Genomic DNA, 22,894 nt, shown 5'->3' with positions numbered 1-22,894 from the left:
AAACGCTCATCCGTGACTTTTCAAACAGGCTCTTATGACTTCTTCACACCGTTCAATAAAACGGAGGGATAGTAAGAATGAATTTCGAGAATAATACTTTTTATTATAACAAAAAAAATAATACATAATTATTTTACGTATTATTTATTGTTGTATTTTATAAAATTTAGATATGTGTTATTTTATATTCAGGAATTAGAAATTAATATCTCATTTTTTAATATCGACGCCACAGCAGCACGCAGCCACATGGCAGCAGGATCACGGTCGCTGCGAGCAGACCAAACCATCGAAACAGCAGGAATACGCAGGTCCAGCGGGACAGGGCGCAGCACCAGACCGAAATGGGCCGCATGCTGGTGCGCGATGCGGCTCGGTAACGTCGCCAGAACAGGCGCGGCTGCCGCAGTTGCAAGGGCCGTCAGGAAATCTGATGCGGCCAGAACGACGTTAAGTTTCTGACCGATCCGCCCCAGAGCCTCGGACAGACACCCCTGAATATCGTCCTTCAACGTTATGAGCGCATGGGGTAACGCAAGATAGCGCTCAACCGTGAGCGGGGCGTCCGGATCGATCAGATCGGGGTTAAAGCAGCAGGCGAGCGATTGGTCATACAGCGGCATACCGCAGTGGCGTTCTAGCCCGAAATCAAAACATCCGACCGCAATATCCAGCGCGCCGGTGTCCAGCAACGTATGCACTTCATTTCGCGGTGAACCGCGTGATAGCAGCCTGATCCCCGGCGCATGGCGTTGTAGATAAGCCGTCAGTCCCGGCATGAGAAAGACTTCAAGTTCGGATGAAAATCCAAAACGGAAAATCCGCTTCTCTGTCTCTGGGTCAAACCGGTCCTCGGCTGTCAGGATGCCTTGAACCTGCATCAACATCTCAGCGACACGGGGAGCCATGGCCACCGCTTTGGCGGTAGGCAGCATGACAGAACCTGTTCTGACCAGCACCTCATCTGCCAGGAGTATTCTGAGCGTTGCCAGAGCATGGCTCATTGCCGGTTGCTGAATGCGCAAACGGTGCGCGGCTTTCGTGACACTGCGTTCTGACACAAGGGCATCAAAAGCAATTAGCAGATTAAGGTCAAAGGACCTAAGATTGAAATGGTCAATGGGCTTCATGCGTCAAATCGATTTGTATGATGGTTGGAGGCACCCTAGCTTGAGAGACAACGGAAAACAATTGCATTGGGGCTAAAATGACAGAGGCTTTTCAGGTAGGAGACGCCCGCATTACGCGTATCCAAGAACTGCACTGGGACAATGCTGATCCCGGAAGACTGTATCCGGATATCGATCCTGAGGCGTTGGCAACGTTTGGCCCATCCTTGACGCCCGGCTCTTTTAACAGCACCACCGGCAGGCTCGCACAGGGAACCCACGCTTGGCTCGTCCAATTGCCGGGCACCACTATCCTAGTCGATACAGCTACCGGGAATGACAAACCCTTACCGGCGGCCCCAGCACTTGATCATCTGCATACGCCGTTTCTCGCGCGTCTTGCAGCAGCAGGTGTGCAGCCCGAGCAGATTGATGCTGTGTTGCACACGCATATCCACGCCGATCATGTCGGGTGGAACACCCATCTGCGCGATGGAAAATGGGTGCCGACTTTTCCGAACGCGCGTCATTATTTTTCGGAAATTGAAGCACGTTATGGTGCCAGCAATGACGGAATTGATCCAGCACCGGATCTGCCTCCTGAGGTTTTGGGACATCCCGACCATCGCCCGCTGCGCCGTGTCTATCAGGACAGCATGCTTCCTGTTATCGAAGCCGGGCTTGGGCAGCCTATCACGATCGACGGTCAGGAAATTCTTGCAGGCCTCTCCTTCCATTCGACCCCGGGACACAGCATTGATCATGCCTCAATCCGCCTGCGATCGCAGGGGCAGGAAGCCTGGTTTACGGGAGATGTCATGCATCATCCACTTCAGGTCTATCGCCCGGATCTCCGCTCTGTTTACTGCGAATTCATTGATGCCGCGGAACGCTCCCGCCGGTGGCTGCTCGAACTAGCAGCCGAAAGTGGAAACCTATGTTTTACTCCCCACTTTGCGGAAACGAGTGCGGGTTATGTCAGACGCCGTGAGGGTGGGTTCTCATGGGAATTTGCCCAGCCAAATGCAGGAGAAATCAAATGACAAACATTCATACGGAAAATCTGCATATCCCGAGTGATACTGCGGGCATTTCACTCCACTTGCGCCGTAAGCGCCGTACGGACATCCAGTCATTTGGTCCTGAGCGCACCATTTTGTTGATGCACGGTGCAACGCTGCCTGCGGAAAGTCTGTTTGACATTCCAGTGGGTGATGGAGCGTTTATGGACAGTCTTGCTCAAGAGGGGTTTGACGTCTACGCGCTCAACGTGCGCGGCTTCGGTGGTTCAACACGTCCACCGGGCATGGAGGGCGCACCGGAAGATGCGCCTCCTCAGGTCAGAACTGAAACCGCAGTGCGTGATCTGGGAGCCGCCGTCGATTACATCCTGACCCAACACGCTCTGCCTCGCTTGTGCCTGATCGGCATGTCATGGGGTGGCACCGTTACAGGCGCTTATACGGCTGCCAATAATAGCAAAGTCGAAAAACTGACACTCATCGCGCCGCAATGGATTAATAATGGCGTGGCTTTGCTGGATCCCGGTGGGCCTATTCACGCCTATCGGCGGTTCGATGTGGCGGCATTCCACCAACGCTGGCTGGACGGGGCGCCGGGAGACAAACGCGGCGAAATTCTTCCTGAAGGATGGTTCGAACAATGGGTTGCGGTCATGCTCGCCAGTGACCCTGCGGAACAGAATGGCATCATCCGTGCGCCAGCAGGCGTAATTCAGGATATCCGCGAATACTGGTCTGCCGGAAAATCCTTCTACTCGCCAGAAAACATCACTGTCCCGGTTCTTTTGCTTCATGCCGAGTGGGATAGGAGTGTAACCACCGCGCAAATGGCGAACCTCTTCCCGCTCTTTCGGAATGCACCTTACCGACGCTGGGTGGAAATTGGAGAGGGAACGCATATGGTGGTTATGGAGAAAAACCGATGGCAGGTTCTGGAAAGCATCAAGGTTTTTCTTGCAGATACTTGATACAGAATATCCGTCAGAGCATCTTTACTCCATGTGATACCATGCCGCGTTTTGCTTCAAAGCGTATTATATGAATCCCGATGGGAGCAATCTTGGCTATTCATACTGAGCACAGGACCCTTTAATTCAGTGAACTGAGCGAGTTGTTGTGCTTCACAGGCCTACGATAGAGGGTTAGGTCTGTGAACAAGGTAATTTGCCGCCTGAGAGCCAGATGGAACGGATTAAGCCGCATTTTCCTCTGGCGCATGGCGTGCCACGAGTGGGCGGCAGACGGGCCAGAGCGAAATCATTTACGCCATTCGCAACGGTCTTCCATGGAAAGACGTCCCATCGGAAAATCGGGACTACGTCTCCCTTCCATTACGTGCATGTATCATAACCACCAAGTTTAAACTTCAATACATGTCACGTCCTCCTTGACGCAGCCAAGATTCTTTAATCTTGACGTTAGCTATCATTTGATAGCTATAATTCCCCTATGCGGTTTAAGGTTACCGTAGGCCAAAAACCAAGGGAATTGGAACATGAAGATACCAGGCTCAGTTGCTATCGTTACCGGCGCATCTTCGGGTATCGGAGCAGCAACCGCACGTGCGTTGTCCGCTGCCGGGGCAAAAGTAATCTTGCTTGCTCGCCGTGAGGAACGGATCAAAAAATTGGCTGAGGAACTGAGCGATGCTGTCGCGATCCGCTGCGATGTCACGGACCGTGACCAAGTCGACCATGCGATTCAGGAAACTCTCAAAATCCACGGACGCATCGACATTTTGATCAACAATGCGGGGCAAGCACTTCAGGCCCCTATTGAACAGATCAATATCGATGACTTCCGCGACATCTTCGAGCTCAATGTTCTGGCCCCTCTCGTCATGATGCAACATGCCCTGCCCGCTATGCACAAGCAGGGCGCAGGAAGCATCGTCAATGTGAGTTCCGGCATCTGGTTCCATCCGCTTGCGGAAAGCGCTGCCTACAGCGCAACCAAAGCGGCGTTGAGCACCATATCGGGTGTGGCACGGATCGAACTCGAAAAAGCCAACATTGCGGTATCCGTGATTTACCCCTTCATTACCGAGACAGAATTGGTCGCGTCAATCAAAGCCGGAGCAGAATCAGCCAAGAAGCTGGAGGCACCCATCGCTGCGGAACGTCAGCGCCCTGAACAGGTTGCGGAAAAAATCCTCGAACTCGTGCGATCGGGTGAAAAGCAGGCAGATTTGGTACCGGTGCAATACGGCGGCACTTACGAAGGCTGAATGATGATGCGCCGTAGGACGATGTTCTCCGGCGCGTCTATTTTTTCGTTTGGAGTCACAAATGCTTCGTGAAGTCTCGAACAAGGATATTTCGCTACCGGGTCTCTTTGTCACGGAACCCGCAGACCTACCCTTCATGCAAGGCGTCGAGGTGCGATCCTATCTGATCAAGACAGATAACGGATCTATTGTAATCTACAACTCGCCCGGCCTTTCTCAAGACAAGAACGCAATCGTTGAACTTGGTGCGCCGTCTGCTCTCCTTATGAGCCATTGGCACGAGGCCATGTATAAAGCGCCTGAACTGGACGTAACTGCATACGTTGCAACGTCTGACCTCTCTCAAACCAGAGCGTCCATGTCGGGGGTGGTAGATTTAGCAACTTATTCGGGAAGCAATAATGCGATCGAGATCATTTCCACACCGGGGCACACAGCGGGATTTTCCATGTTTCTCTGGACGTGTGGTGCTCATCGCGTGCTGTTCAGCGGTGACATGATCTGGTCCCACCATAACCGATGGGAAGCGGTTGTTCTGGATGAAAGCAACCGTCAGCACTATATCTCAAGTCTGGAAACCATTGCGGAACTGGACTTTGATGTCTTGGTACCGTGGGTTTCTATGCGTGGCGAACAGCACACGATACTGAGCGACAAACTCTCAGCACGTCATAAAATATTGAAAATCATAGAGCGCCTTAAAGGCGATGAAGTCGCTTGAAGTGCTGACTATTGAGTGCCCTATGCGAAATAGCACTCTAAATTGGCACGAACTGACAAGAGGGAATACGCATGAAAGTATTCATTACCGGTGCAAATGGATTCGTTGGCTCCGCTGTCGTTTCCGAACTTCTTTCCGCGGGCCATGAGGTGCTCGGGTTAGCCAGATCCGAGGAAGCAGCCCGTGCCATTCAGGCTGCTGGTGCCGAAGTCCTGCGCGGCTCGCTCGACAATCATGAAAGTCTGCGTATCGGTTCAGAAAAAGCCGATGGTGTTATTCACCTTGCGTTCAATCCTGATTTTGCAGCCTTTCAAGCGTCATGCGCGCTTGACAAAAGCGCTATTGAAACAATCGGAGCCTCTCTCGTCGGCACCTCAAAACCCTTACTCGTGCCCAACGGAATAGGCGGACTGGCACCGGGACGGATCTTAACGGAAGACGATAACGTCCCGACAACCTACAGTTTTCCACGCGTGTCCGAGCAAACCGCATTGCACCTAGTTTCACAAGGTGTCATCGCTTCGGTCATCCGTCTATCGCAGATACACAACGTACGCAGACAGGGGCTTGTGAGCACCCTGATTGATATCGCACGGACAACAGGACTATCCGCCTATATAAACGATGGCAATAATCTGTGGCCAGCAGCGCATGTTTCGGATGTGGCCCGTCTCTTTCGGATAGCATTGGAAATGCCCGAGGCCGGAGCAAAATATCACGCCGTTGCTGAGGAAGGCATTGAGATGCGGGCCATTGCCACGACAATCAGCCGCAGTCTCGGGATTCCGATAAAATCGCTTAATACCGAGGAGGCACAAGACCATTTTGGGCCATTGGCACCCTTTGTTGCCATGGATATGCCCGCGTCGTCCGATGAGACGATAAAGCGGACAGGTTGGCATCCCACAGGTCCGGGACTTCTGGCTGATCTTGAGAAAATCAGTCGATCCTGAAATCGTGCGGAGATCAGTTTCGAGCTATCATCATTTTTCTTATTATGGAAAAGGAAAATGGTCTAGCTTGAGCGAAACGATCTTCTAGAAAAGCAAGTATCCAAGATATTTTTTGCAAACAGAGGGAATCAACGACGAATTTAGTTCCGTGATGACTGGATATAGCACTCAATCGGTACGGTGAGCGTGATCGGATCACCCACCAGCGTGTCAGGGAGCATAGGGAGCGGCTGGGCGCGCTTCGGCAATGCCATCGCTTCCTAATCTAGCAACACATGACCAGAACTATGAGTAAGAGTGACCGATCGCGTAGGACCTTTACCGTCCATGAAGAAGGTTATTGTTGGCACACCTTCCTGATGATCTTCCATGGCATCGGTGGATACCGCTTGAATTTTTCCAACCGCACTTGGGCCTGTCAGCACTTGATCCAGCCTGCTGTTGCTGCGATGCGAATGACTGAGTGGAACGATAGTGCTGTTTTATCGTATCGCGGTTGCGGCAGCGCGCTATTCCTTGAGCCAAACAGAGAGATTCTCGACAAGAGGCCGGCACCAATAAGCCCATCCGGGGCAGGAGACTGACGCGGCGCGCTATTGATCGTCGATGCTCTTCTCCGTTCCAACCTATCAGACAAGATTTAATTTAATGGACAGACAGATCATTTAAAAAACGCTCTGAAAGACAAAACTATCAGAACAATTATTTTGCGCTGACATATAAGCATATTGCGATTACCACTATGGTGTTCTAGCAAGCGTTTATGCCCACATTCCGCTTCACCTGTCACAAACTGGCTATGTCAGAAAACTGTATATAAAACGACCAAGCCTTAATGCCATTATATAATTAGGTGCTATTGCAAACCATGACTGACGACTATGCACAGAAACTTTACTTACTCGCTGATTTAATTCACGCGATTAGTCGGCAGCTTACGGTGCCAACAGACCTCGAACCCGCTCCCTGCACTCCGGTCGAGATTCTGGTCATGCGCTACATTAGGCAAAATCCAGGCGCATCCGCGAGGGATGCCGCCGAGGCGACGCTTTTACCGTCAAGCAATTTCAGTCGTATATTGCGTGGATTAACGGAGAAAGGTTTATTGCGACAGGAAAAAGACTCTCGCGATGCACGCGGAAAAAAGCTTTACCTGACCAGTATTGCAAAAACTAATTTCACGCGGATGCGAGATGCGTGGAGTAAGGATCTACAAGGCCTAATCGAGGACGCTGGTCAGCTAGATCTTGTAAACGCAACGCTTAAAGATATTGAGACTAAACTTCTAGCGCGACGACGAACTGACAATTCAGCCAACGCGTGAGACTGCGAGATATCTGCCGTAGCCCCGTTGACAATTGTATTCCCGAACAGGTCTCTCTCCCCGCTTCACACTTTCATTGTTTTGTTCACGACAACACATCAAAACTCTGCTCATACAGGGAAACCTTCGGGGCTAAACACATAGGACATAACAAACTACGTTGTCTGCTCTCGGCGGCTGTGACCGGGCGATGTCCCGGTAATCCGTTTGTATGCGCGACTGAACGCCGCCTGTGATGCGTAGCCAAGGCGTTCAGCTACTCTTTCAATAGACATTCTATCGTACGCCAGCCAAGTCCTGGCAATGCGCATCCGGAGTTCTCCTGCATAACGCAGTGGGGCGACACCAATCGTTTCCTGAAACCGCTTTGCAAACACCGATCGCGAGAGACCGCTTTCCGCCGCCAGTTCCGCTACAGTCCAATCGTGTCCAGGTTGACGATGTAGAGCCAGAATGGCACGCGATAGCCTCGGTTCTCGCAAAGCTGTCACGAATGCGGAACTATTGCCACAACCACATTCGACCCATCCCCGAACAATTACTGCCATGACGACATCCGCGAGACGCGCTAGAATACCGGCATCTCCCACGCGCCCAGCACAGGCTTCCTTCTCCATGGCTGTCAGGATTGGCATGAGTTCAACATAACGCTGGCTTGTTGCGTCAATCATCATGAGTTCTGGCATTAAAGGAACAAGTCCCTGAAGACCTCCAAGGTCGAACTCCATACACCCACTAAAGAAAATCGTATGCGATGTGTTGTTCAAGCCAGTCTTCACCGCACTAACAGTTTCGCTAAGAGGCATGACATCGCAGTGATCGATATCCAGAACCACAGCCTTTGGATCTGAAAAGATTTTATGTCCGCTCCCATGTGGAAGAAAGACCGCGTTTCCCGCCGAGAGCGTCTGAATCGCACCATCTTCACTCAGGAGATGTGCTGTGCCAGCTGCCAGAAAATGGAAATAAGCACAGCCGGGTTTTGCCTTGAACGCAAATCCAAAAGAGTCACTCGCATGGATGCGACGATACTGCATACCGCGCAGACGCATCCCGAGAAGCAGTTCATTCATGAGATCAGAAGATGGAACGATCTGGTCCAATGATAAAGTATCCAAGCGTTATGATCAAAAAATAAGGATTAATAATCATAGATCGTCCCGATTGTGCCGTCTAGTCTATTGAGCAACAGCAAATCTGAGGACTTTCTTATGAATGATACAGTACGAGAGCCTATCACCCCTGACACGGGCGCTATGGTCAAGAATGACCCCACATCACCTGCGTGGATGGCAGTTTTTTCCCTAACCATGGGAGTTTTCGGGCTTTTGACGGCCGAATACCTTCCCGCAAGCCTCCTGACACCCATGGCAACAGGGCTTGGCGTCTCAGAAGCTTTGGCGGGACAGGCCGTTACTGTAACCGCCGTGGTCGCCATGTTCTCTGGCCTGCTGACCGCAAGCCTGACACGGCGGGTCGACCGCCGTATCGTGCTGCTTGCGTTCAGTATGCTGATGATCGCGTCCAACCTGCTGGCGGCATTATCCTCCAGTCTGATCGTGCTCCTCGCCATGCGGGTTTTACTGGGCATCGCGCTGGGAGGTTTCTGGAGCATGGCGGCGGCCGTGGCGATGCGCCTTGTTCCTGCGGCCCTTCTTCCCCGTGCTCTATCCATTATTTTTAGTGGTATTTCAGTAGCAACTGTCGTTGCCGTACCACTTGGCAGTTATCTGGGTGGTCTGTACGGCTGGCGCGCCGCATTTTTCGCGGCAGCGGCACTCGGCGGCGTGACGCTAATCTTCCAGTTTCTTACGCTTCCCGCGCTGGAACCACGCAGTCCGGCCCGGCTCGGCACCATTCTGGACATCCTGCGCAGACCCGGCATTGGGGTAGGTATGTTATGCTGCACTCTTGTCCATACCGGCCAATATGCCTTGTTTACCTACATCCGCCCGGTGCTGGAAAGCGTGATGGTCATTAATGTAAGTGGATTAGCACTGGTATTATTAGCTTTTGGCGCAGCAAACTTTATTGGGACTCTTGTCGCCGGGTGGCTACTTGAGCATAGCCTACGCACGACGCTCGTCGTCATGCCTATTTTGATCGGCATCGCCAGTTTGGGTCTAATCCTGCTACCTGCGGGGCTGGTCGGACAGGTGTTTCTGGTCATTCTGTGGGGAATGGCTTTCGGGGGTGTTCCCGTGGCGTGGTCGAACTGGGTCGCACATGCGGTTCCTGATCAGGCGGAAAGCGCTGGCGGTATGGTTGTGGTGTCCGTGCAGTCCGCAATCGCAGCCGGTGCTGCTGTGGGCGGTTTAATGTTCAGTCTTGCCGGCGTGGTCGGTGTCTTTGGTGCAGCCAGCGCGATCCTTCTGCTGTCGGCTCTGCTGATCGCACTCAGAGTTCAAACCAACCCTGCCCTTCCCACATGACGTAAATCAAACATCAGGCTTTTGCTGTCAGACACCGCGCGCCATTGAAATGATGTCCACCATCTGACAGCCAGCCGACGTTATGGCATGTCTTTCCCTGCAATATTATTAGCTGTCAGATTTCGGCAGAAGGGAAAGTGAGAACAGACAAGACGCCTGCTTTCCTCGGGCAGGCTCTCATGCCCCCAAGAAGCCGCTAACAATTCTGTTTCACGCCAGACTACGTGCGAAACAGCTCGACCGAAGCAACACAGCATCGGATAGCTAATGAGACTACGCCATCCGGTTTAAAAAGAGTTTCAGGATTTTTGATCAAAAATTTCGGATTTATGATCATGGATCGTCCCACAACCTCAGGCTACCTTCCTGAAAGAGCCGCAGAAAAAACTGAGATAATCCTCATCATGATGAAAGGCTGGTTTTTCTGATGTCTAGCGCCCCCACCCGGCAGGTTCCCTCTGTGTATCATCGCCGTGTTGGCAACATTGTCGTCACATCTGTGTCAGATGGTTATCTCGATGCAGGAATGAGTTCCTTGCAAAATATCGATCCCGATGAAGCACGGAATATCCTGAGCAAACAGTTCCGTCCTGCCAGACGTGCTTCGGTAAATTGTTTTCTGATACACTCCGCAGGCCGCATCGCTCTGATTGATACCGGATGTGGCACCTATCTCCAGTCTTCCGCCGGGAAATTGCTTCAAAATCTTCAGTATGCAGGGGTTGATCCCCTTGATATTGATACGGTTCTTCTCACGCACATTCATCCCGATCATTCTGCCGGGCTTTCTGACCGTGCAACTGGGACGCCATTTTTCCCGAACGCTGACATTGTGTTGCACGAAAAAGAACTTGCTTACTGGTCAGATGAAACGCTGAGAGAGAAGATACCGCCTGAAGATCGAACACTTTTTTTCGACTGTGTTCATGAACAGATTGCTCCCTACAAACATAAAATCAGAAGCTTCAGTGGCAGTGAAAACGTTTTCCCCGGTGTGACAAGCTGGCCTCTGCCTGGTCATACACCCGGACACTCCGGGTTCCTGATTGCATCCGAACAGGAAAAACTTCTCATATGGGGAGATCTCATACATGTTCCTGAAATTCAGGTATATCGTCCAGAAGTCACGATGACATTCGATGTCAATCCGGTTGAAGCTGAAAAAACCCGGAAAGAATTATTCGAAAAAGCCAGTCACCATCACTTTCTGATTGCGGGCATGCATGTTGATTTTCCGGGTTTTGCACGCGTTGTCAAAGAAGACCAGACTTACGGGCTTTTGCCGGAACCGTGGATTTACACACTTTAAACTGACACACCTGTCCATCTCATACGGAGAGCAGACCAATGGTTACCTTATTTGACCCTATTCAGCTTGGTGACATTCATGCCGCCAACCGTGTCATCATGGCTCCTCTTACCCGTGCGCGCGCCACTCGGGACCATATCCCAACCCCAATTATGGCCGAATATTATGCACAAAGATCATCAGCTGGTCTTATTATTTCCGAAGCAGTTGGTATAAGTCAGGAAGGTCTGGGGTGGCCCTATGCGCCAGGAATATGGTCCCAACAACAGGTTGAAGCATGGAAACCTGTTGTTGAGGCTGTGCATAAAAAAAATGGAAAAATAGTAGCGCAGCTCTGGCATATGGGCCGTATGGTTCATTCAAGTGTCACGGGACTGCAACCGGTATCCTGCTCACCCACCACACCGTCAGAAAAACTACACACCTACGATGGAAAACAGGATGCTGAACAGGCACGGGAGCTTACAAAACAGGATATAGAACGCATTCTGGAAGAGTATGAACGGGCAACACGCAATGCATTGGCTGCCGGATTTGACGGTGTGCAGATCCATGCGGCCAATGGTTATCTGATTGACGAGTTCCTAAGGGACAGCACCAATCTGAGAACAGACTCCTATGGAGGATCAGCAGAAAATCGGATACGTTTTCTTCAGGATGTAGCTGAGCGAGTTGTGGCTATTGCGGGGGCTGGAAAAACGTCTGTTCGCCTCTCCCCGAATGGGGAGTCCCAAGGGTGCATCGATAGTCACCCCGAGCATGTTTTTGTTCCGGCTGCGTGCATGTTGAATACGTTGGAAATTGCTTTTCTGGAACTTCGGGAATCCAGCCCCGATGGCACATTTTTTGGCCAAACGAATCAGGCAAAGCTGCATGGTCCGATCAAAAACGTCTTTCATCACCCCTTAATTCTTAATCAGGATTATACACGCGAAGACGCACTTGCCGCGGTTGAAACGGGTATTGCGGACGCCATTTCCTTCGGTCGCAACTTTATTGCCAACCCCGACCTTGTTTACCGTCTGGAAAACGACCTTCCTCTGAATCAAGATATCGTCAAGACATGGTACAGTCAGGGTCAGGCTGGGTACACGGATTACAGTGCCTTGAATAAGGAAGGCTAACGCCGTTTCCTTCCGCTACGCCGAAGAGAAAATTTGGTACGGCAAAAGCGGATTAGACATAGACAGCGTGTGGAGTTTCACTCATCAGTGAATCCATTTTGTGAAAGACATAGAAATAACCGTTTTTTCTGAAAAAAACGGAAACAGTGGGATAGCTAAGCGTAACACAGGTGGGTAAACAGCATTGGCACATCAAGCGTGCCAATGCTGTTTCTACCTTTATGGCATCTGTCTTTATCCGGTCATCCCGGTCAATCATCTTCATTCAGATGGGCCGGTAACCTGCCATCCAATGAACAGAATGTTTCCGCCACTTCATTCTCTCTGGTAGGAGCCAAGCCTAGCGGCAAGGTAAAGCCTGTTCATGCTGCGCAACTCATCAGGAGCCGCCGGTGTGGTCGGCACATCTTTCAGGACCATGCCCAACATAGTTTTCATATTATTCAGCACCACGACTGCAATATCCTGCGCTGCTGTAGCATCCAGTCCGGATGCGCAAACCTGAAGTGCCGCCGCAATGCCCTGCAATGCCCGGCTGCGGGACGTATGCCGTATTTCTGCCCTGTCAGTGCGGGCGTCCATCAAGGCAGGAAGTGATTTTACACGTGGGTAAAGAATAACCATCAGGTCGATCAGGATATCTGCAAGCTCTTCCGGCGAAAGATCAGCCGCCCGCGCAGCCAGCGCCTCATATTCTTCATTCATAATAGCGGCATGATGCTGCAACAGCGCCTCAGCTATGGCTTCCTTATTGGGGAAAAACCGATAGAGCGAGCCGATCTTTGCACCTGCACGTGCTGCAATTTCCGCCATAGTGGTCGCTTCATACCCACGCTCTGCCATGAGGTCAGAGGCAGCGGCCAGCAATTCAGCCACCCTCTGACGCCCCCCAGCACGGCGTGGCTGGATAGGTTCGCGTTTCTCACTTGACGTATTTGAGTCCATGCTCAAATAATACTCCTGTTTGAGTTTATCCTCAAACTATACCAATCCAGCGTCTGTCGGACAATAAGTCCGCGAAGCACGCAAGCAGACAAGGAACTGTCATCATGATTTCTCTGCCGGTATCCCGAACAGCTCTGGTCCTGATTGATCTGCAGAAAGGTATTATAGGGCGACCGCTAGCCCCTTTTACAGGTGATACAGTGGTTGAACGTTCAAAAAAGCTGGCTTCCCGTTTTCGCGCGGTTGGAGGCCTCGTAATTCTGGTAAATGTCGCCTTTGCTCCGGATTTTGCTGATGCTGTGCAAACAGAGATCGACCGCCCCATCGCGCCTCCTCCGGGCGGCTTTTCTCAGGACTGGACCGAACTTGTGGACGGTCTGGCTGAACCGACGGACCTCCTGATCACAAAACGGCAATGGGGCGCATTCTATGGAACTGATCTTGATTTACAGCTCAGGCGGCGTGGAATTGATACCATCGTCTTGGGAGGAATCGCGACAAATATGGGCGTTGAATCCACTGCCCGCGCTGCCCACGAGCATGGGTATGGCGTTGTCATCGCCGAGGATCTTACGTCAACCTTCTCAGATGACATGCAGCGTTTCGCCTGTGACCACATCTTCCCGATGCTTGGGAGGGTAACAACGAGTGACCTCATCACTCTTGAAGCATAATCGCTGGCCCGTTGGAATGTACCAGACCTAATTCAGCTTGGTTCTGGAAATCCCCGTTCTCGCTTTTTGGATGATAATTACCTCAATAGGTTATGATTCTGAAGCTGGACGTGTCACCGTTTAGTTTCGGACCATGGGTTATCTGTTAAGCGGCGTTGCGCTCGTGATCCAAAGGACTTTTCCATTGAAGTGCGGAACACATCCTCTGCGGATTATAGAAATCATTAATGTAGCATGTGATGGCCTGCTCGACGTCCTGACGCGTCATCCATGCTTGCTACCACAGGAGTTCCGCTTTTAAGGTCTTGAAGAAACTCTCAGTCACCGCATTATCCCAGCAGTTTCCCTTTCTGCTCATGGATACGCGAAAGCCATGGGCAGAAAGGAGCTTCCGGTAAGCCTCTGAACAATACTGACTGCCACGATCCGCATGATGGATGCAGTCTGGTGGTGGCTGGACGCAAGGCGATAGCGTGCTGTAACGCTGTGGTGGCAAGATCTGCGGTCATACGGACCTCAAGGTTCCAGCCGATGACTCTTCGTGAGAAGAGGTCCAGCACCACAGCCAGATAAACCCAGCCTTCACATGTCCAGATATATGTTATGTCCGCTGTCCATTTCTGGTTAAGCCCTGGTGCTGAAAAATCCTGCCCCAGAAGGTTGGGTTCAATACTGTGCTTGTGCGAACTGTTCGTGGTCACCTTGAAGCGTCGTGTCCTAACAACACCGATTGTATGGCCACATCGTTCAGAAGATGAAAGATGCGCAGCGAAGAGGATAATCTGCAGCACAACAGTTGCCATTACCCCGCGCCATCGACGTCCCCCTGTTCCCTGTGTCGTGTCATTCTTACGTCGACGGATCCTCATTCTCGCCCGTATATGTCGGGTAATCTGTGTAGCCATGTGAATCACCGCCATAAAAGGTCGAACGATCATAGCGATTCAGGGACCAGTTGTTCCGAAGTCGCATGACCAGATCCGGGTTGGCGATAAACGCCCGGCCAAACGCGATCAGATCCGCATCGCCGGACTCCAGCAATCTCTCCGCGCTCTCACGGGTGAAACCGCCTGCGGCGATGATGGTGCGGGAAAAAAGAGGACGCAAAACAGAAACATCGACAGGATCTGGTTCGGCGTCCGCGCCTATCCGTGGCTGAACGATGTGTAGATAGGCAACCCCCATATCCTCCAGCATCGTGGCAACATAGCTGAACGTGGCATGCCTGTTGCTGTCAGACATGGAGCCATAGGATCCGCTAGGGGTAAGACGCACGCCCACACGGTCGCCGCCCCAGACGTCAATGGCTGCCTGGGTCACCTCCCGAAGAAAGCGTGCGCGACTTTCAACAGAGCCGCCATAGGCGTCGGTGCGCCTGTTTGTGCCGTCCTGCAAAAACTGGTCCGGCAGATAACCATTGGCGCCATGGATTTCCACACCGTCGAACCCCGCCTTCAAGGCGCGGGACGCTGCCTGACGGTAAGCATCGATCAAGGCCGGAATTTCATCAAGTTCCAGGGCGCGCGGCATATCGTATGGCACTGTGCCGTTCAGCATCCACGCCGTGCCGTCGGCCCGAATGGCGGACGGCGCGAGGGGTGCTGCACCACCGGGTTGAAGAACACGAGCAGACTGTCGCCCTACATGCCATAGTTGCAGGAACATCCTCCCCCCTTTGGCATGAACACCGTCTGTAATGCGTTTCCAACCCGGTATCTGTGCATCATCGTAAATACCTGCGGCACGTTCAAAACCGTATCCAGTCAGAGCAACCGGTGAAGCTTCGGAGATCAGCAGGCCACCCGGCGTCGCACGCTGGGTATAGTATTCAAGCATCAAATCGTTGGGCAGGTTGCCGATGCTTGAGCGCATCCGGGTCAGCGGCGCCATGACAACACGATGTTCAAGCCGCGTGGGCCCTACGAATTTAGGAGAAAAAAGAAGGTCAGTCATGTTGGATCATTCCTGTGTTGGCCCACTGCTGCGGGGCTCACTGTGATTGTTCACATGCAACACAGGATGGACATTTCCAGATTGGATTGGCAGGCGGTCTTTAGGTATAGATAGAATTCCGTATTGGAATAATGAAATGGATCGCCTTCAGGCCATGACCGCCTTCGTGCGGGTTGTAGAAAGTGGCTCCTTTTCCGCAGCCGCACGACTGATGCATCTGGGGCAGCCTGCTGTCTCAAAGGCTATCACACAGCTCGAACGCCAGCTGGGTGTACAACTCCTTCTCCGTTCGGCGCACGGTCTGACACCGACAGACGCAGGGCAGCGCTATTTCGAGCGCGTGGCCCGTATCGTGTCTGATACGGAAGAAGCGGATGCAGCAGCGCGCGGCAGCACAGCCAGCTTGCAGGGAAGACTTCGGGTTGCCGTTCCGACCACTTTCGGGCGCCTTCAGATTGTACCTCGTCTTGGCCTGCTTCTGAATCAACATCCAAGACTGGACATTGATGTCGAACTCGATGACCGACGCGTGGATCTTATGGCAGAGGGGATTGACGTTGCGATCCGTGTCGGCCCACTCAATGATAGCACCATGATCGCAAAAAGGCTCGGACGAGGGCGACGGTCGGTCCTTGCTACCCCTGCCTATCTGGCATCTGCTCAGGCTCTCGAAACGCCAGAAGATCTCGGGTTGCATCAGGCCATAGGCTACATCCGCGATAGTGCCGCAAAATATACGTTCCGGCGGCAGGAGGAGGAGATCAGCGTCTCCCTTCATACGCGCCTACATCTGAGCGCCGCCGAAGGCATTCGGGCTGCCGTCCTGGCCGATCTGGGTCTCACAATTGCCGCGGATTGGATGTTCCAGCCAGAACTGGCGTGCGGGACTGTGGTGCGATGCCTGACGGGCTGGTCACTCCCACCTGTCGATTTATGGATAGTCTATCCCTCAGGCAAGCTGGCCAGCGCCAAAGCGCGGGCGTTTTCTGATTTTATCACCAGAATAGTCGAGCAGATTGAGGCGGTGGCAGTTTAACGCAACGCACATAGTAGCACTTGCGCATTTCCTGAGAGGTCTGCCCCTTTGCTACAAAAATTTTTCTGAACAAAATCAGATATTTGCTCTGTTACACGACTAAGAAAATTATCCTGAGGTTTGTGATCCCGTTCCCAATGTCCGACGTCGCACGCTACGAATTCTTCCTCTTCCCTGCCTCCTTCATTCTGACGCTGGAACTGCTGGCACGTCGCCTGAATTTGCCACCAGTTGCAGCCTTCATTCTTGGTGGAACCGGACTGGTCGCATTCACAACAAGGCCCTGAGAGGAATGGAAGAGGTCATGGACATGCAGGAGATCGTGGCGTGAAATTATCTCGGGCCCTTCCCAAGCCATATAGATAAAATATGGAAACCATACGTTTCCATCGTTGTTATTTCTTACCCTTCCTCCCGGCGGTAATGAAGACCTCAGCGGAACAGAAACCGGTGATCCTTCCGAACACCACGGCGCTGCTTTCCAAGACGCATTCATTACTGATCGGAGAGTCAATTCATGAAATACACTCTGTTTTCCTTTCCTGCTGCGGCTGTTGCAATCGGCCTGCTGGCAGGTAGTCCGGCATCTGCTCAGGTTGTGACCAACGCCGCTCAGGCCCAGTCCGGAACCTACAACGTTGAGCCTAGTCACACACAGGTCGGTTTCTCCGTCCTGCATTTCGGGTTTACGAACTATCTCGGCGTATTCTCCAATGTTTCCGGCACACTGACCCTTGATACGAAAAATCCGGCTTCGTCAAAACTGTCCGTGACCATCCCAGTGGAGTCCGTGCAGACAACAAGCGCCAAGCTCAATGATGAACTCAAGGGCGATCAGTGGTTCGATGCCGCGAAATTCCCCAATGCCACGTTTGAGTCCACGTCCGTTCGCATCACAGGCCGCAACGATGCGATCGTAACTGGCAACCTGACGCTGCATGGTGTCACGAAGCCTGAAACCCTCAAAGTGCATTTCATTGGTGCTGGCGTGAACGCTCTCGACAAGAAATACACTACCGGGTTTGAAGCCACTGGCACCATCAAACGCAGTGACTTCGGCGTGAAGATGTATGTGCCTTACGTGTCTGACGATGTGCATCTGCGCATTGCCGGCGCCTTCGAGCGACAGGACTAACGCCCATGTCTTCTCCCGCGCGCGCAGCGAGCGGGACCACGCGGTATACCACGGTCGCGATCATCCTTCACTGGACGATTGCTCTGGGAATACTGACCCTGATCGCGATGGGTCTGATCATGGACCATTTCCACCTCGATACGGTGCGCGTGTTCCAGCTCTACCAGCTGCACAAATCCATTGGTATCACCGTGATGTTTCTGATCGCCTTGCGTGTTGGGTGGCGCTTTGCACACAGTGCTCCCGCCCTGCCCGCAGATATGCCACCACTGGAGAAAAAGGGAGCACATCTGGCGCATCTGGCGCTCTACGGGTTGCAGGTTCTGCTGCCCCTGAGTGGCTGGGCGATGGTTTCGGTCTCGGTGCTGGGCATTCCGACCGTGCTGTTCGGAACAGTGCCATGGCCCGACCTTCCGGTGCTCTCGACCCTATCCGACAAGGCGCCGGTCGAAACTGCTCTGAAGGTGGTTCACCACTGGGCATCGTGGGGGCTTCTGGGTCTGATCATCCTGCACGTCGCCGCAGCCCTGCGGCACCGGTTCGTCCTGCATGACCATGTTCTTCATCAGATGCTGCCGTCTTTTGGCACGTCCTCCACACCTCGCCAGAAAAGAGAAACCCCATGAAGGCTTTTCACAAGTTCCTGCCAGTCGCTACCATGGCTGGTCTTCTGCTCTCAACGCCGACTTTCGCCGCCGACTGGACGCTTACTTCGGGCAACGGCACGCTGGGCTTCTCCGGCACCCAGACCGGCAAGGCATTTGAAGGTCATTTCGGAAAATATGATGGCACGATCTCCTTTGATCCGGCCCATCCTGAATCCGGTCACGCGAAGATCACCATCGATATGGCCAGTGCCACGACAGGTGACGGGCAGCGTGATGGTGCGCTACCCGGTCACGACTGGTTTGACGTTAAGGCCTTCCCTTCGACTATTTTCGAGGTGAAAGACTTCAAGAGCAAAGGCGGCAACGCCTATGACGCCGAAGGCACACTGACCATTAAAGGCGTGAGCAAACCCGTCACCCTGCCTCTTACCATCGACATCTCAGGCTCTGCCCTGCATGCCAAGGGCCATCTCCAGCTTGTCCGTTCCGCGTTCAACGTCGGTATCGGCCCATGGACGACAGGCCAGTGGGTTGCGCTCGAAGTGGGCGTGAATGTCGATATCACAGCGCATGGCGGCTGAAACACCAGATGTTCTTCGCACGCTCATCTGGTCTGATATCTGCTTATAATGCCCAGACATAGCGCTTCCTCCATGCCGGGCGGAACACACCCGCGTGGAAAAACACTTTCTCTCGTGGCTGACGCCATTCAACCCGTCCTTGGCACAAGACGCTTCAGCGATCATTTACGTCGTATCGACAGTCAACGCGGTCTCTCCTCAGAGTGGCGAACTGCATCCGGTGCCGAGGCACGCTTTCGATGCGGGCGCTACCTCTCTGCTGCTGCAACGTCGGACAAACCATCTTAGACTTGCCGTCCACTCGGCCAGCGGCATCGACCAGACGCTGGCACGCGGGTCTGGAGCTTCCCGACGATGTGGTGCGGCATACCGCAGAGACGCCATCCAGACGTCGCCTGCTTGATCAGACGGCCTGTGTCGACGGATGGATCGAATCCCGATTAGAAAAAATATAGAAACGTTATATTTATATCATTTCTATTATTTTTATCCGGCGGAGCGGTTAAAAGCAAAGGCAACGGCGAACACAACTGACCAGCCGCCCCCTCGTATTCGGAAAGACCTGACATCATGAATCCCATCCTCCCGCGTGACCCCTTGCTTCTCGCCTCACGCCTCCTTCTGACTATGCTTTACGTGTTCATGGGCTGGGGGAAACTCACGGGCTTCGCCAGCACAGTCGCTTACATGACCGCGACAGGCGCCCCCCTGCCCTACCTTTCATCAATCGTGGCCATTCTGGTCGAACTGGGGCTCGGTCTTCTGATCGCCCTTGGTGCGCTGACGTCCCCGCTTGCAATTATTCTTGCGCTCTACACGATCGTCACCGCTTTCATCGGCCACCATTACTGGACATTCTCCAGCATGGAACGGTACGACATGTGGGTTCATTTCTACAAAAACTTCAGTATTGCTGGTGGTTTTCTCGTTCTAGCCGTCTCCGGTCCGGGACGTTTCTCGATCGACGCACTTCTAAAGAATGATGATCGAGCCTGAAATCGTGAATTCCTAAGATAATCTCAGAACAAAATCGGGAAACAAAGAGTTTCCCGATTTTGGGTATCCACCTTTTATTGAGGATCTATCGTCATGGGGTTTCTGAACTCCTTACGGAAACTGTTCTCCTCTCAAACGGAAGAAATCAAAATGCCAAAAGTTCTCGTTCTTTATTATTCCTCGTACGGTCACGTTGAAACCATGGCCAATGCCGTCGCAGAAGGTGTCCGGGCCGCTGGACTTGAAGCCGACGTCAAGCGCGTTCCTGAACTGGTTCCCGAGGACGTCGCGAAAGCCCATCACTTCAAAACGGAACAGAGCGCTCCCATCGCCACGACGGACGAACTGCCGAATTATGATGCGATCATTATCGGTGCGCCGACACGCTTTGGCCGTCTTCCGGCTCAGATGGCAAACTTCTGGGACCAGACCGGTGGCCTGTGGCTCAAGGGAGCCCTGATTGGCAAGGTCGGCGCGGTCTTTACCTCGACGGCGTCCCAGCATGGCGGTCAGGAAACAACCCTGTACTCCCTCATGTCGAATCTGATCCATCACGGCATGATCATCAGTGGCTTGCCTTACAGCTTCCAGGGACAGCTCAAGCTCGACGAAGTGACCGGTGGTTCGCCGTATGGTGCGACCACAATCGCTGCGGGCGATGGCTCGCGTCAGCCCAGTGCTAATGAACTGGATGGGGCAAAGTTCCTCGGTCAGCATGTGGCAGGCATTACCAAAAAACTCGCCTGACTTTCAGGTCTTTCCCGACGCCTTCTTTCGGGAAAGACCTTTTTCCAGGTTTGAATCCGCTGGTAACTTTGCCCATGGCGGATGTTCAAACGCTTTCACCAGATAATCCAGCAACACCGACACACGTGTGGACCGTATCGGACTTGCCGACGTCACAAGATACAGAGTGATGACCGGCCCTTCCCATGCAGGTAGAATCTGCTCCAGCCGCCCATCATGCAGCCCGTCCCACACCATAAATTCGGGAAACAGGCCGTAGCCAAGGCCATCTTCAAGGGATGGAAGAAAAGCCTCGGCATTGTCGGCGCGAAAACGCGCAGTCTGCGTCAGAACAAATTCCTTGCCTGACGTATTGTTGCGAAAACGGATCATACCCGGCGCAGTATTGTTTGTATAAACAAAGCTTTTGTAAGCTTCCAGATCGCGGGGATGTTCCGGTCTGCCCACCGCATCCAGCCAGAGGGGAGAGGCCACCAGAAGCAGTCTTACATCACACAGCTTTTTTGCCCGCAAAGATGAATCGGCAAGCGACGCGATACGAAGTGCGATGTCATATCCGTCAGCCACCATGTCCACAACGGCATCGCTGAAGCTGATATTCAGATCGATCTCGGGATAGCGCTCCATGAACTCCGGCAATACAGGTGCCAAATGCCGGATACCGAACGTCATGGGAGCGGCAATCCGGATACGCCCTGACGGACGCTGCATATCGCCACGCGCTTCGGTCTCGGCGGCTTCCGCTTCCATGACAATACGATTGGCGTGTCCCAGCAGCGCCCGTCCTGTTTCCGTAAGAGACATGTGGCGAGAATTTCGATTGAAAAGCGCAATTCCCAATGCCTGTTCAAGTCGGCTAACAGCTTTTGAAACGGTAGGCTTGGAAAGTTGTATTTCTTCTGCGGCACGCGCGAAGGAACCAAACTCCGCCACTTTTGCAAAAATCGCCCATGCTTCAAAATCCGGTAGTCGCATCTTTCTTCCCATCGCAAGAGAAACAGCCCGATTTACATAACCTTATCATATTTATTTAGCAAGAAATGGAAACGATTCCTTTCCATGATTTCCGTATACTACCGATGTCAGTATCTTCTATCGTCTGAGGCAGAGCAAACGAGATGTCTGAAATCTCAGGAGAAAGCCAATGATTGAAGTCCGCCCCTTCGATAAACTCGGCCACGCCAACCATGGCTGGCTGGATGCGAAGCACCATTTCTCCTTCGCGAATTATTACGATCCCAACCGCATGAACTGGGGCGCTCTGCGCGTCTGGAATGACGACACTATTGCGCCGGGAACCGGCTTTGGCGCCCACCCACATGAGAATATGGAAATCATCACCTATGTCCGGGAAGGCGCCATCACGCACAAGGACAGCCTTGGCAACAAGGGCCGCACTGTCGCCGGGGACGTTCAGGTCATGTCCGCAGGCACGGGGATCCGGCACAGTGAACATAATTTCGAGGATGTGACGACACGCATCTTCCAGATCTGGATCATGCCAAACCGTGCCGGTCATGCGCCTTCATGGGGCACACGCGCCTTCCCGAAAGATGACCGTGCCGGAAAATTCGTTACTCTGGCATCCGGTTATCCGAATGACGGTGATGCCCTTCCTATTCATACGGACGCGCGCGTGCTGGGCGCGACATTGCGGAAAGGAGAAACCACAGAATACCATCTTGGCATCAAGAGACTGGCCTACCTCGTGGTTGCCAAAGGCTCCGTTGAAATAGAAAGTAAGGTTGTTAACGAACGAGATGGTGCTGCAATCTCAGAAACGGATATTCTGAGGGTTCAGGCGCTCAAAGAGGCTGAAGTGATCCTTGTTGATACGGCTCCGTAAACTCCTGCCTATGTCAGGTCGCACCGGTGCAATATCATTCCATCGCTACAGCAAGATGCCGAGACACAGCAACATTTGGTGGCTATGACTTGATCAGCATGCGCGATGACCTTCCCCCCCCTGAAATACCCTCGAATTGAAGTTAAGGTCTG

At 52.7% G+C, this 22,894-nt stretch carries 23 protein-coding genes and 2 pseudogenes; 18 read left to right on the top strand and 7 right to left on the bottom strand.

Annotated elements, in window-relative coordinates; all coding sequences use genetic code 11:
• Positions 1–188: 188 nt before the first annotated feature.
• Positions 189–1,130, bottom strand: a complete 942-nt coding sequence (locus tag AD949_RS01010) for a LysR family transcriptional regulator (RefSeq protein WP_048834757.1) — start codon at positions 1,128–1,130, stop codon at positions 189–191.
• 77 nt (positions 1,131–1,207) lie between these two features.
• On the opposite strand from AD949_RS01010, the gene AD949_RS01005 reads away from it, so the two are divergent.
• From AD949_RS01005 to AD949_RS00985, 5 genes are all read left to right on the top strand, one after another.
• Positions 1,208–2,152, top strand: coding sequence for an MBL fold metallo-hydrolase (locus AD949_RS01005; RefSeq protein ID WP_048834756.1), 945 nt, complete (start codon positions 1,208–1,210; stop codon positions 2,150–2,152).
• A complete protein-coding gene (locus tag AD949_RS01000) occupies positions 2,149–3,099 on the top strand; it encodes an alpha/beta hydrolase (protein WP_048834755.1) in 951 nt (316 codons plus the stop codon). Before AD949_RS01005 ends, AD949_RS01000 begins: the two co-directional genes overlap by 4 nt.
• A 527-nt stretch (positions 3,100–3,626) precedes the next feature.
• The gene (locus AD949_RS00995; protein WP_048834754.1) at positions 3,627–4,358 is read left to right on the top strand and encodes an SDR family oxidoreductase; all 732 of its coding nucleotides are present in this window, start codon (positions 3,627–3,629) and stop codon (positions 4,356–4,358) included.
• A 61-nt stretch (positions 4,359–4,419) separates the two neighbouring features.
• Positions 4,420–5,079 carry an MBL fold metallo-hydrolase gene (locus AD949_RS00990; RefSeq protein WP_048834753.1) on the top strand — a complete coding sequence of 220 codons (660 nt, stop codon included), beginning with the start codon at positions 4,420–4,422 and terminating at the stop codon, positions 5,077–5,079.
• Between the two features lie 71 nt (positions 5,080–5,150).
• Complete coding sequence (locus AD949_RS00985) at positions 5,151–6,032, top strand: SDR family oxidoreductase (RefSeq protein WP_048834752.1); 882 nt, start codon at positions 5,151–5,153, stop codon at positions 6,030–6,032.
• 140 nt (positions 6,033–6,172) lie between these two features.
• Here the strand turns inward: AD949_RS00985 and AD949_RS14670 are convergent.
• Positions 6,173–6,438, bottom strand: a pseudogene (locus tag AD949_RS14670) (energy transducer TonB family protein); the annotation flags it as partial.
• Positions 6,439–6,900: 462 nt separating this feature from the next.
• Between AD949_RS14670 and AD949_RS00980 the strand changes: the two are divergent.
• Positions 6,901–7,356: a MarR family winged helix-turn-helix transcriptional regulator gene (locus AD949_RS00980; RefSeq protein WP_048834751.1), complete on the top strand. Its 456-nt coding sequence runs from the start codon at positions 6,901–6,903 to the stop codon at positions 7,354–7,356.
• A gap of 155 nt (positions 7,357–7,511) precedes the next feature.
• On the opposite strand, the gene AD949_RS00975 is transcribed toward AD949_RS00980, so the two are convergent.
• A complete protein-coding gene (locus AD949_RS00975; RefSeq protein ID WP_048834750.1) occupies positions 7,512–8,459 on the bottom strand; it encodes an AraC family transcriptional regulator in 948 nt (315 codons plus the stop codon).
• A gap of 108 nt (positions 8,460–8,567) precedes the next feature.
• On the opposite strand from AD949_RS00975, the gene AD949_RS00970 reads away from it, so the two are divergent.
• From AD949_RS00970 to AD949_RS00960, 3 genes are all read left to right on the top strand, one after another.
• A complete protein-coding gene (locus AD949_RS00970; protein ID WP_048834749.1) occupies positions 8,568–9,788 on the top strand; it encodes an MFS transporter in 1,221 nt (406 codons plus the stop codon).
• A 460-nt stretch (positions 9,789–10,248) separates the two neighbouring features.
• Positions 10,249–11,097: an MBL fold metallo-hydrolase gene (locus AD949_RS00965; protein WP_244463271.1), complete on the top strand. Its 849-nt coding sequence runs from the start codon at positions 10,249–10,251 to the stop codon at positions 11,095–11,097.
• Positions 11,098–11,135: 38 nt separating this feature from the next.
• Positions 11,136–12,221, top strand: a complete 1,086-nt coding sequence (locus AD949_RS00960; protein ID WP_048834747.1) for an alkene reductase — start codon at positions 11,136–11,138, stop codon at positions 12,219–12,221.
• 315 nt (positions 12,222–12,536) lie between these two features.
• Here the strand turns inward: AD949_RS00960 and AD949_RS00955 are convergent, their stop codons facing one another.
• The gene (locus tag AD949_RS00955; protein ID WP_048834746.1) at positions 12,537–13,166 is read right to left on the bottom strand and encodes a TetR/AcrR family transcriptional regulator; all 630 of its coding nucleotides are present in this window, start codon (positions 13,164–13,166) and stop codon (positions 12,537–12,539) included.
• Positions 13,167–13,270: 104 nt separating this feature from the next.
• On the opposite strand from AD949_RS00955, the gene AD949_RS00950 reads away from it, so the two are divergent.
• Positions 13,271–13,840, top strand: coding sequence for a hydrolase (locus AD949_RS00950; protein ID WP_048834745.1), 570 nt, complete (start codon positions 13,271–13,273; stop codon positions 13,838–13,840).
• Positions 13,841–13,985: 145 nt separating this feature from the next.
• On the opposite strand, the pseudogene AD949_RS00945 reads toward AD949_RS00950, so the two are convergent.
• Together AD949_RS00945 and AD949_RS00940 are read right to left on the bottom strand one after the other, a co-directional pair.
• Positions 13,986–14,571 (bottom strand): annotated as a pseudogene (locus AD949_RS00945) (IS3 family transposase); the annotation flags it as partial.
• A 118-nt stretch (positions 14,572–14,689) separates the two neighbouring features.
• Complete coding sequence (locus tag AD949_RS00940; protein WP_048836767.1) at positions 14,690–15,793, bottom strand: alkene reductase; 1,104 nt, start codon at positions 15,791–15,793, stop codon at positions 14,690–14,692.
• Positions 15,794–15,929: 136 nt separating this feature from the next.
• Here AD949_RS00940 and AD949_RS00935 point away from each other — a divergent pair, with 136 nt between their 5' ends.
• The 7 genes from AD949_RS00935 to wrbA all read left to right on the top strand — a co-directional run bounded on the left by AD949_RS00935 (position 15,930) and on the right by wrbA (position 20,896).
• Positions 15,930–16,829 carry a LysR family transcriptional regulator gene (locus tag AD949_RS00935; RefSeq protein WP_048836768.1) on the top strand — a complete coding sequence of 300 codons (900 nt, stop codon included), beginning with the start codon at positions 15,930–15,932 and terminating at the stop codon, positions 16,827–16,829.
• Positions 16,830–16,966: 137 nt separating this feature from the next.
• Positions 16,967–17,116 (top strand): hypothetical protein, encoded by a 150-nt coding sequence (locus AD949_RS13935; RefSeq protein ID WP_156475908.1) that lies wholly within the window; start codon positions 16,967–16,969, stop codon positions 17,114–17,116.
• Positions 17,117–17,346: 230 nt separating this feature from the next.
• Positions 17,347–17,964, top strand: coding sequence for a YceI family protein (locus tag AD949_RS00930; RefSeq protein ID WP_048836769.1), 618 nt, complete (start codon positions 17,347–17,349; stop codon positions 17,962–17,964).
• A 5-nt stretch (positions 17,965–17,969) separates the two neighbouring features.
• Positions 17,970–18,590 (top strand): cytochrome b, encoded by a 621-nt coding sequence (locus AD949_RS00925; protein WP_048836770.1) that lies wholly within the window; start codon positions 17,970–17,972, stop codon positions 18,588–18,590.
• Positions 18,587–19,153, top strand: coding sequence for a YceI family protein (locus AD949_RS00920; RefSeq protein WP_052944593.1), 567 nt, complete (start codon positions 18,587–18,589; stop codon positions 19,151–19,153). The genes AD949_RS00925 and AD949_RS00920 overlap by 4 nt, the downstream gene beginning before the upstream one ends.
• A 570-nt stretch (positions 19,154–19,723) precedes the next feature.
• Positions 19,724–20,149, top strand: a complete 426-nt coding sequence (locus tag AD949_RS00915; RefSeq protein ID WP_048836771.1) for a DoxX family protein — start codon at positions 19,724–19,726, stop codon at positions 20,147–20,149.
• A 150-nt stretch (positions 20,150–20,299) separates the two neighbouring features.
• Positions 20,300–20,896 carry an NAD(P)H:quinone oxidoreductase gene (wrbA, locus tag AD949_RS00910; RefSeq protein ID WP_048836775.1) on the top strand — a complete coding sequence of 199 codons (597 nt, stop codon included), beginning with the start codon at positions 20,300–20,302 and terminating at the stop codon, positions 20,894–20,896.
• A gap of 3 nt (positions 20,897–20,899) precedes the next feature.
• Here wrbA and AD949_RS00905 read toward each other — a convergent pair whose 3' ends face one another.
• Complete coding sequence (locus tag AD949_RS00905; RefSeq protein ID WP_048836772.1) at positions 20,900–21,871, bottom strand: LysR family transcriptional regulator; 972 nt, start codon at positions 21,869–21,871, stop codon at positions 20,900–20,902.
• A gap of 169 nt (positions 21,872–22,040) precedes the next feature.
• Between AD949_RS00905 and AD949_RS00900 the strand changes: the two genes are divergently transcribed.
• Positions 22,041–22,742 (top strand): pirin family protein, encoded by a 702-nt coding sequence (locus AD949_RS00900; protein WP_048836773.1) that lies wholly within the window; start codon positions 22,041–22,043, stop codon positions 22,740–22,742.
• Positions 22,743–22,894 lie beyond the last annotated feature (152 nt).

This window comes from Acetobacter orleanensis (genome assembly GCF_001581005.1).
Taxonomy (GTDB): Bacteria; Pseudomonadota; Alphaproteobacteria; order Acetobacterales; family Acetobacteraceae; genus Acetobacter; species Acetobacter orleanensis.
This window is presented reverse-complemented; position numbering and strand designations above follow the sequence as displayed.